10 protein-coding genes are annotated in these 8915 nt (G+C 47.4%); 6 read left to right on the plus strand and 4 right to left on the minus strand.

Going from position 1 to position 8915, the window contains the following annotated elements; translation table 11 throughout:
• Nucleotides 1-31 precede the first annotated feature (31 nt).
• The 5 genes from QU605_RS14965 to QU605_RS14985 all read left to right on the plus strand — a co-directional run bounded on the left by QU605_RS14965 (nt 32) and on the right by QU605_RS14985 (nt 3269).
• A complete protein-coding gene (locus QU605_RS14965; RefSeq protein ID WP_289726139.1) occupies nt 32-205 on the plus strand; it encodes a Lacal_2735 family protein in 174 nt (57 codons plus the stop codon).
• Between the two features lie 27 nt (nt 206-232).
• Nucleotides 233-919: a GTP cyclohydrolase I FolE gene (gene folE / locus QU605_RS14970; protein ID WP_289726140.1), complete on the plus strand. Its 687-nt coding sequence runs from the start codon at nt 233-235 to the stop codon at nt 917-919.
• 24 nt (nt 920-943) lie between these two features.
• Nucleotides 944-1363: a DUF1772 domain-containing protein gene (locus QU605_RS14975; protein WP_289726141.1), complete on the plus strand. Its 420-nt coding sequence runs from the start codon at nt 944-946 to the stop codon at nt 1361-1363.
• A 91-nt stretch (nt 1364-1454) separates the two neighbouring features.
• Nucleotides 1455-1961, plus strand: a complete 507-nt coding sequence (locus tag QU605_RS14980) for a hypothetical protein (protein ID WP_289726142.1) — start codon at nt 1455-1457, stop codon at nt 1959-1961.
• A gap of 207 nt (nt 1962-2168) precedes the next feature.
• Nucleotides 2169-3269, plus strand: a complete 1101-nt coding sequence (locus tag QU605_RS14985; RefSeq protein WP_289726143.1) for a DUF6544 family protein — start codon at nt 2169-2171, stop codon at nt 3267-3269.
• Nucleotides 3270-3272: 3 nt separating this feature from the next.
• On the opposite strand, the gene QU605_RS14990 is transcribed toward QU605_RS14985, so the two are convergent.
• From QU605_RS14990 to QU605_RS15005, 4 genes are all read right to left on the minus strand, one after another.
• Entirely contained in the window at nt 3273-4400 is a 1128-nt protein-coding gene (locus QU605_RS14990) for a helix-turn-helix domain-containing protein (protein ID WP_289726144.1), read from the minus strand.
• 69 nt (nt 4401-4469) lie between these two features.
• Complete coding sequence (locus QU605_RS14995; RefSeq protein ID WP_289726145.1) at nt 4470-5060, minus strand: hypothetical protein; 591 nt, start codon at nt 5058-5060, stop codon at nt 4470-4472.
• Between the two features lie 349 nt (nt 5061-5409).
• Entirely contained in the window at nt 5410-6120 is a 711-nt protein-coding gene (locus tag QU605_RS15000; RefSeq protein WP_289726146.1) for a class I SAM-dependent methyltransferase, read from the minus strand.
• A 96-nt stretch (nt 6121-6216) separates the two neighbouring features.
• A complete protein-coding gene (locus QU605_RS15005; protein ID WP_289726147.1) occupies nt 6217-7761 on the minus strand; it encodes a serine hydrolase in 1545 nt (514 codons plus the stop codon).
• A gap of 259 nt (nt 7762-8020) precedes the next feature.
• On the opposite strand from QU605_RS15005, the gene QU605_RS15010 reads away from it, so the two are divergent.
• The gene (locus tag QU605_RS15010; RefSeq protein ID WP_289726148.1) at nt 8021-8554 is read left to right on the plus strand and encodes a PepSY-associated TM helix domain-containing protein; all 534 of its coding nucleotides are present in this window, start codon (nt 8021-8023) and stop codon (nt 8552-8554) included.
• Nucleotides 8555-8915: the final 361 nt, after the last annotated feature.

An 8915-nucleotide genomic window follows, 5' to 3' on the forward strand; every position in this document is an offset into this window, starting at 1 on the left:
CTAATTTGGTCTTACCGTCAAAAGGAAAAAAATGTTTGGACTGTTTAAGAAGAAATCCGAAACCGAGAAGCTCCAGGCCGAGTACAAAAAACTCATGTCCGAAGCCCACAGGCTCTCACAGGTAAATCGCTCTGCGGGAGACGCAAAATACGCGGAGGCCGAGGATATTATGAACAAAATAGAAGCCCTCGAGGGAGCTTCGTAGGACCATCGAATACAAAACTGTACACTTATGCTGGATAATCTGCTCAAAGACGCTGTAGAACACAATGGCTTCCATATAGAGGAATTTGGGGATGACCATATCTTAACGGGAATGGAAACACCCCTAAAACCCGACGCTTTTGAACTCAGCGATGCCGAAAAGAAATTAAAGATTGCGCATTACTTTGAACGCATCATGGATGTGCTTGGTTTGGATCTCACCGACGATTCCCTCAGCGGCACGCCCAAGCGGGTGGCCAAGATGTACGTAGAGGAAATTTTTTCAGGTCTGAATCCCGAAAATAAACCTTCTGTAACCTTATTTGACAACAAATACAGGTACAACCAGATGTTGGTTGAAAAAAACATAACCTTCTATTCCAATTGCGAACACCACTTTGTGCCTATCTTCGGAAAAGCCCATGTGGCATACGTTTCCTCCGGGAAGGTCATCGGGCTCTCCAAGTTAAACCGACTGGTTCAATACTTCGCTAAAAGACCACAGGTACAGGAAAGGCTCACCAATCAGATCGGAACAGAACTCCAGAAGGTGCTTCAGACCGAAGACGTTGCCGTTATCCTGGACGCCAAGCACATGTGCGTATGCTCTCGCGGAATTCAGGACGATAGCTCAACAACGGTTACTTCCTTTTATGGGGGCATCTTCAACAGTGCCGATAAGATTGCTGAACTCAATAACTATTTACAGGGGTAACGCGCACCCTGGCCTCATCTTTTCATGACCTTTTCATTTTGGTTATTGCTCGTTGACGCCCTTATGGCTGGGGTCATTTTGGCTGTGCAGTTGGTGGTTTACCCGGCTTATCAGTATTTCAACAAAGAAGACCTGGTCCGCTGGCATCGTACGTACACCAAAAATATAACTTTACTTGTCGCCCCTTTAATGTTGGCACAACTCACCGGTGGTGTATTTTGGACCCTTAAAGAACCTGGACTTCACACAGCGGTTTACCTTTTAATAATAGTCCTCCTCTGGGCTGTAACATTCCTGCGATTTGTACCCCTGCACCGTCGTATCGACAGGGGTACGTTCCAGGAGCCTGAGCTTCGTACCCTGGTCCGTTTGAACTGGATTCGAACCTTGCTCTGGATTGTGGTTTTTGCGGGGCATATCTATGTTTGGGGGATCTATCCCTAGTGCTCAGGTGTTCTCTTCAGGGCCTTTTTTTCCCTCTGGATTAAGCGAAAAATCGAATTTGTGCGTTATGGTTTCAGATTGAACTGAACGCATGAGATTGCTGATCATTACACTCGTACTTCTTTGGACCACCGGGATCCAGGCCCAGCCGGGATTCAAATTAGGATTACACGGCGGGCTGCCCATCAATCAGGAGGGCAATGACGCTGTTAGTCTTTTGATGGGGCTGGACACGGGGTACTTATTTGCCCTTGGAGAAGTCGTGGATGCCGGGGTGATGGTCGGGTTTATCAATGGCTTTCCCGAAAAATTCGATTCCGGTGGGGCAGATCTTCCCCATATACAGTTCCTTCCCCTGGCGGGCTCTTTTCGGGTCTGGCCTTCGAGGTCTTTTTCAATTGGGGCGGATCTGGGCTACGCGATAGGGATCAACTCAGGAAATGAGGGTGGATTTTACTACAAACCGATACTCGGCTACCTGATGGGATCCCAAACGGAGATCAATCTTTCCTATACGAATGTGGATACGGATTTTCTGCCCTGGAGGACCGTTCAGTTCGGTATTCTCTACACATTTCCGCAGCGCAGTAGGTATTGAATCCCTGACCGGGTACACGTCAATAATTGATTTACACCTTCCATAAAATGACCTGGGAATAATATACCTGCTTAAGTCGTATTTTGTGGAAACATGGGATTCCGCTTCCCTGATTATGAATATCTTTACCGGGGCTGATCCCCTGAATAAAAGCACGATCAGGGCAGGTATGCATTACGGCTGTATGGTCGTGCAATAAGTCACTCTATGAGAATTGGATTCCTCGTTTTATTGGTTCTTCATGCCCTGATCCATATGGTGTGGTTTGCGCATGCCTTTGGCTGGGTGGAACTCCCGTATTTTGACAAGGATATTTCCGGAATGGTTGGGTTTAGCTGGCTCCTGGCATCGTTTTTTTTCATCGGTTCAGCCATTCAGCTAGGCAAACAAAAAGCGAATTGGTTCCATCCGGCCCTTATGGGGGTGCTGATTTCACAAATGTGGATCTTTTCCAACTGGGAAGACACCAAATTTGGTTCGTTTGTCAATCTTTTGGTTTTGGTGGGAATCCTCATCGGATTTTCTAAATCGGCCTTTGAAGGACGCTTTAAGGAGGATGTAAAAGCCATGTTGGAGAATCTCCGCCTCTCTGGTTCGATTTTACGGGAAGCTGACCTGAAGCACCTGCCTGATCTTGTACAGGAATATATCCGACGAAGCGGTGCGGTGGGGAAACCGAAAACAGAAAACTTTTATCTGGAGTTCGACGGGGAGATGCGCAGGGAAGGGGAACCCTGGTTTAAATTCACATCTCGTCAGTACAGCTTTATTCCAAGGCCGGCACGTTTCTTTTTTATGAAAGCCCGGGTAAAAGGCGTGTCCACTCAGGGGTATCATTTTTATCACCCCCCTACGGCTAAAATGACCATCAAAGCACTATCCGTATTTCCGGTGGTAAAAACAGATGTCCCCGAAATGTTCCCGACGGAAACAGTGACCTTTCTAAATGATTTATGCCTCTTTGCTCCGGGAGCCCTTATTGATGACCGCATCAGCTGGGAAAAGCTCGACGAACTCAGTGTTCGGGCGGTTTTCGCATTCAAGGAACTCAGGATTGCAGCGGTGTTATATTTCAATACCGAAGGAGACCTCATCGATTTCCGATCCGAAGACCGGTACGAAATTCAGCAGATGAAACCCCTCCCTTTCAACACCCCTGTAAAGGATTATCGCGAATTCGATGGCATTCGCGTGCCTTCCTACGGGGAAGCCATTTGGCACTATTCCGATGGCCCATTTAGTTATGGAAAATTCAGACTCAAGGCCCTGAGGTACAACCTGTCCGAAATGCCAGAGGCTGAAACCTAGGATTCACCTGCTCAGAAACGTCCGGGGAGCACTTCCCTTAATCTTTTTAAAGGCACGGTTAAAAGTGGCTTTTGAATTAAAACCCGAGTCATAGGCAAGGGAAAGCAGTGTATACTTTTCACTGTTCTTTTCATACAATCGGATGAATTCCTCAATGCGCAGGCTGTTTACATAATCATTAAAATTTTGCTGGAATACCTGATTGATAGCGGCACTTACCTGGGGCGCTGAAACCTGAAGGTGCTGGGCCAACTCATTGAGATTCAAATCGGGCTGTAAAAACAGTCGGTCCCTCTCCATCAAGGCCTTCAGTTTTTCAGCGATGGCGGTCTTGTCCGAATCGATATCCGGCGCCTGGGGTAGCGCGGAATCAGTTCCCTGCAGCCCCGGAGGTTCGCCTGAATCCATTTCGAATTGGATTCTGGCTGGTTGACGCTGGGATATACCCGCAAGGCCAATATAGAAAACCACAGCCACCAGGGCGAGGTTCCACCACCAATCCTGGTAAAAATCCAGATTTAGGAAGGCGTCCAGGATATTCATCACCTCCCGGCATAACAACCAAAAGATCATGGCGTAGAGAAAATCCCTGAACCAGTTGAAATTAATCAGTTCGGTGTTGCTGAACTGGTGGATAGACCAGGACCTGTATTTCCGATAGATCACCAAACATTTATAGAGGTAGTAAATATAGGAGGCCCAGATAGCGAACCTCAAAACATATCCCATGACCAGGTTGTAATCGGATTCCTGGCGGTTTTGAACCGCTACCGGCCCCTGAACAAAGGCCGACAATTCGTATACCACATAGAGCAGGTAGGGAACAAAATGCCAGATGTGCTTTCTGCTGAGTTTAAAACTCCGGTTGGTCTGGGCCAGGAAATACAAATAGACCACGGGGCCAAATAACAGGCTAACACCCCTTGGAAACCCGTTGAGTTCATTCCAGAGCACGTTGATTCCCGCAAAACCAAAGGTGTAATCCTGGAGTTCCATGGCCAGGATAAACATGATCCAGCCCAGGAGTTTGTCCGAAAGCCGGTCCTCCCTGTAACCCCTGATCAGGAAAAGCATCCACATAAGAAGGGCGAAAAAGTAACCGATCTGAAGAGGGGTTGTATACAAAGACATGTCCTGGCTTTAAGATTAAAAAGGATAAGCTATCCCGAAAGATAGCTTATCGATTCTGTTAGTTACAAATTACTCTTCTTTTTTAAGCGCTGCGATGCGCTTGGCCATATCAATCTTATCACCGTTTTGAATGTTCTTATCTACCGTTAAAACCACCACGCGCTTCAACCCCTTCTTATAGTAAATTTCCTGACCCATCTGCAGGGACACCCCGCTATTGGACATTGGTGACAAGTTTGGATTCATAACCCCGGGGATAATCAGTGGAATGGATTTCAGGGATGAATTGTGGAGGGTGAAATTAACGGTTTCCACGTTGGGGTCCGCCTGGGGGCTGGGGATTCTTTCCACGAAATCCAGATTCATTCTGATGTCTTTGGATGAGGTGTTTTTCAATTTCAGGATGTTGCCCTCGGCAACGTAGAGGATGGCATTCCCCATCGGGCCCAGACCAAATCCACTAACCTGTTTACGCGTTCGGGCATCGAGGACGGAAACCTCGATCTGCTTTCCGGAACGGTTCATTAGCTTCACGTCAAAATTGGCAAATTCTTCATAAGTGAGTTCTACGGATTTACGCGCAGGGATTTCGACTTTTTGATTTGCGGATACCTGGAATCCTGCAAAAAGGATACTTAAAAGGATTACTGCTTTTTTCATCTTATTATGATTTATGGGTTAACATTCTGACCACTATTCGAAGTGATTCACAAGGCTAAACTAGGAAGGTTGTGGTGTCGTATCGACCTAAATCACAATTTGAGACCTACTACGCACCCGTTTATGGGTCTCAAATAATTTGAGACCTGCTAGAAATATCCTTTAGGGTTTTCGATTTGCAGCCTGTTATAGCTTTAAAGTTTTTGAGAAGTAAAATAAACTTGTAGCCTGTACAAGTTGGGTGGAGCAGGTCCCGACGATTCAGGTATAGGGATCTTGTATTCAAGTCACCGTATAGCCCGTATTCCGTCTACAGGCTCTTTTTAAGCCGTTCTTGAGGCATTTGAACTTACTCCGCCCGGATCACATACTGGTATTCGAGCAAGCCTGCGTTAACATCAAAAATGGTGTACCCCGCCTTCTTTAATTCATTGATGACGACATCCATGGATACCTTGTGGTTTACAGGGGGGCCTACCGGGATCTCATATTTGAAATAGTCGATAATGACCAGCGCCCCATCTGCTTTTGTACCTTTCTTCACTTTGGCAAAATAGTCCGGGCGGTTCTCGATATGGTGATAGGCGTTTACCATCAATACCATATCTACCTCTTCGGTTTTCAGGGCAGGGGAATCATAGGGAATTTTTCGGGTTTCGATATTTTCCAGGTTGTTTTCCGCAATGCGCCTTTGAAGAAACGCCTGAAAATCATCATCTACATCAGCGGCGATGACCTTTGCGCCCTTCTCCGCCAGTTTTACGGAAAAATAACCGGAGCCGGCACCAATGTCCATAATCGTCTTCCCCTCGAGATCTCCCAGATAATCCAGGACCTTTTGCGGTTGTTGGTAGGCGTCCCTTTCCGGCGACTCAAAGCGTCTGATCAAATGCTCTACAGAACTTTGCCGCATATACGCATTGGCTGAACCTTGCTCCTGGGCTGCTTCCTGAGCGTGCTGATGTACTTCATTAGTGAGTTGCCCTGTTTCTTTTTTCTTGTGCTTGCTATTGCACGCAGCACAAAGAACAAGGACAATTGCGACCGCTAAGTGTTTCATACCTGTACTATTTGTTTGGTTCCTTCACTATAGACCCGGTCCCGGTTTTGACCCTTATGGGCATCACTTCTGCCTGGACAAGTCCTTGAACAACGTTTACTTATCAGCTATCCGATACGGTTTGAGCTCTTCGAAGAAGAAATCATCATTGGGAACATCAAAATCAAAGCCCGTAACCTTTAGGTTGTTGTCGGTTTTAAATTTCACCGTTCCGAAGCTAAACCACGCCTGGGGATGGTCCCAGTGGATCTCCCAGACATCGTAATGCCAGTGGGTAAGCCGGGCCGAAAGCAAGGGGGAATGCGAAAACTCCAGTTTGAGTTCCCCGCCCTCATACCGTATGTTTATTTCACCGTAGATGTCCGACATGTACGTACCCGTTAATTTATCCAGGGCAAGGGACGTTTGGGTATTCATCACCCGACTGGCCTTTCGATCGGCAATCCGGGTATCCCCGGCCCTATTTTCATCCGTCCGTTTCAGGTAGTCCGCGGACCAGTCCTTCTCCGTTTTTACGCCAAGAAATCGGTCAAGGGCATAATATGTAGCCGCCATAATTGGGCTTTTGACCCCATTTGTAAGTACTATTACGCCGAGATTTTCATCGGGGATCAGGGTCACTGCCGTAATCATTCCGTCGTAGCCTCCCGTATGCCCAACCCGGAGGCGACCCTGGTAATCGCTCAATCCCCACCCCAGTCCATAGGCATTGAAATGCCTGTTAAAATCGTTTTTGGAAGTGTGGTCCACCACAAAATTATTGTGGGGTGTCCAGACCAGGTTCCTGGTTTTTTTAGAAAGTAAGGTATCCCCGTTGTGGATTCCGTTATCCAGGTTAAAGGCTACCCATTTGGCGAGATCTGAAACACTGGATATAAGCCCCCCAGTTGCCGCTACATTATCCCAGCTGGTCCAGGGAATGGGATAATTTCCGTTTTCGTTTCGGGCGTGGGGGGTGGCATAGTTACCCTGAGTTTCGAGGTCTTTGACGGAAGCTATGGTTCGGTCCATCCCCAATGGCAGGAGGATGCGTTCCCGCACATTTTCGGCCCAGCTCTTGCCCGTAACGGTTTCAATGACTTCTCCCGCAGCGATATACATCAGGTTGGAATACCCGTATCCGGATCGGAAAGGATAGGCCTGAGGCACGTGTTCATAGCATTTAATGAACTCCTTTGCCGGCAGCTCGGACTTATACCAGATATTGTCGCCACTAAAAGTCCCCAGGCCAACCCTGTGGCTTAAGAGATCGCGGATGGTCGTATGCTCACTTACCCAGGAGTCATATAGCTTAAAATAGGGCAGGTACTTCCGGACCGGGTCATTCCAGTCCAGTTTTCCCTCCTGCACCAGCATACCTATTATGGCAGAAGTAAAGGCTTTGGAATTCGATGCGATGGCGTAGAGTGTATTGGCGTCCGGAGCGCCATCCTTCCCTACTTCCATAACCCCGTAGTTCCCTGTAAAGATCAGTTCCCCGTCCCTGACAATACCAATTGAAGCACTTGGGATATCCCAATCTTCTGCCATTTTCCGGAAATACGCATCCAGTTTACGCAGGTTAACATCGGATTTAGACTGGGCTTGAACGCCTGTTGGCAACAGGAATACCGCAAGCAGGAGGAGGATTAATTTCTTCATACTTAAATGTAGTAATTTTCATTGAAGCCTGTGGATACCTGACAGGATGAATCATTTACATCCGTCGCATCGGGGTATGTTCCGAAGGACTCTGAAATTCCCCTGGTGAAATATTTTGGGATGGGTAAATTTTTTTAAAAGACTTTTTTCGTCATTATTTAGAATCATTCTATATTTGGGTGCTGTACGACAAAGGCTGCTTTAGCGTCCTTAATGTTTATATATATCGAAGTATTCGAAATTAAACTGCTGAACTCAGATGAACCTTACCAACCGACAAATACACAGGGACGTTGCTTATTTCTACGTAGGACTTATCCTGGCCTTCTCATTTTCCGGGATTATCCTCAATCACCGCCAAAGCTGGTACCCTACCGAATACGCCTATGAATCCGAAGAGGTACAGTTAAAATTACCAAAAGGGGAACTCACCGAACAGAGCATTCGAAACCTGGTGGCCTCATATCCTTTGGAGTACGAAAGTCACCGGTTGCGCGGCAATAGCCTCAGAATTGATTTTGCGGATCGGAACATCATGGAAATTAACACCGAAGACGGAAAAGGCGTATTGGAAGCGCGGCGTACGGTACCTCTTCTGGGGCATACCATAAAACTTCACAAATCCACCGATACGGCCTGGATCTGGTATTCCGATATTTTTGGAGCCGCCATGATTCTGATCGCCATTACGGGTATGATGATTCCCATGGGGAAAAACGGATTTAAAACAAGGGGGTGGAAACTCATGCTCGCCGGGCTGATCTTTCCGCTGCTGTTTCTTTTTGTTTTATAAGACGTCGGAGAGCACCCGCGATGTGTCGAGACTTCCAGTAATACGTCTGCGGCGTGATCCTCACAACGCTCCCAGACCGAAAGCTCGGAATAGGTCCCGTGGACCTATTGCAGTGAGGGGCCAGATGGTGCGGTGGCATTTAGCCCTCGCGCAGAGGAGTACTCACCCTACCGGACTCGTGATCCTGACAGCGCTCCTCTTTGCAAATTCCAATAACAAACCAAACTGCTAGGGCTAACTGAGAATTACTCACCCTACCGGGCTCGTGATCCTCACAGCGCTCCCCTTTGCAAATTCCAGTAACAAACCAAACTGCTAAGGCTAACGGAGGATTACTCGCCCTAACGGGCTCATGATCCTC

This window comes from Robiginitalea aurantiaca (assembly GCF_030380815.1).
Taxonomy (GTDB): Bacteria; Bacteroidota; Bacteroidia; order Flavobacteriales; family Flavobacteriaceae; genus Robiginitalea; species Robiginitalea aurantiaca.

Coding starts and splice junctions, on each gene's coding strand:
- QU605_RS14995 (WP_289726145.1), bottom strand. CDS start 5,060: ATGAAAAAAGCAGTAATCCTTTTAAGTATCCTTTTTGCAGGATTCCAG.
- QU605_RS14990 (WP_289726144.1), bottom strand. CDS start 4,400: ATGTCTTTGTATACAACCCCTCTTCAGATCGGTTACTTTTTCGCCCTT.
- QU605_RS15005 (WP_289726147.1), bottom strand. CDS start 7,761: ATGAAGAAATTAATCCTCCTCCTGCTTGCGGTATTCCTGTTGCCAACA.
- QU605_RS14980 (WP_289726142.1), top strand. CDS start 1,455: ATGAGATTGCTGATCATTACACTCGTACTTCTTTGGACCACCGGGATC.
- QU605_RS14965 (WP_289726139.1), top strand. CDS start 32: ATGTTTGGACTGTTTAAGAAGAAATCCGAAACCGAGAAGCTCCAGGCC.
- QU605_RS14985 (WP_289726143.1), top strand. CDS start 2,169: ATGAGAATTGGATTCCTCGTTTTATTGGTTCTTCATGCCCTGATCCAT.
- QU605_RS14975 (WP_289726141.1), top strand. CDS start 944: ATGACCTTTTCATTTTGGTTATTGCTCGTTGACGCCCTTATGGCTGGG.
- QU605_RS15000 (WP_289726146.1), bottom strand. CDS start 6,120: ATGAAACACTTAGCGGTCGCAATTGTCCTTGTTCTTTGTGCTGCGTGC.
- QU605_RS15010 (WP_289726148.1), top strand. CDS start 8,021: ATGAACCTTACCAACCGACAAATACACAGGGACGTTGCTTATTTCTAC.
- folE (WP_289726140.1), top strand. CDS start 233: ATGCTGGATAATCTGCTCAAAGACGCTGTAGAACACAATGGCTTCCAT.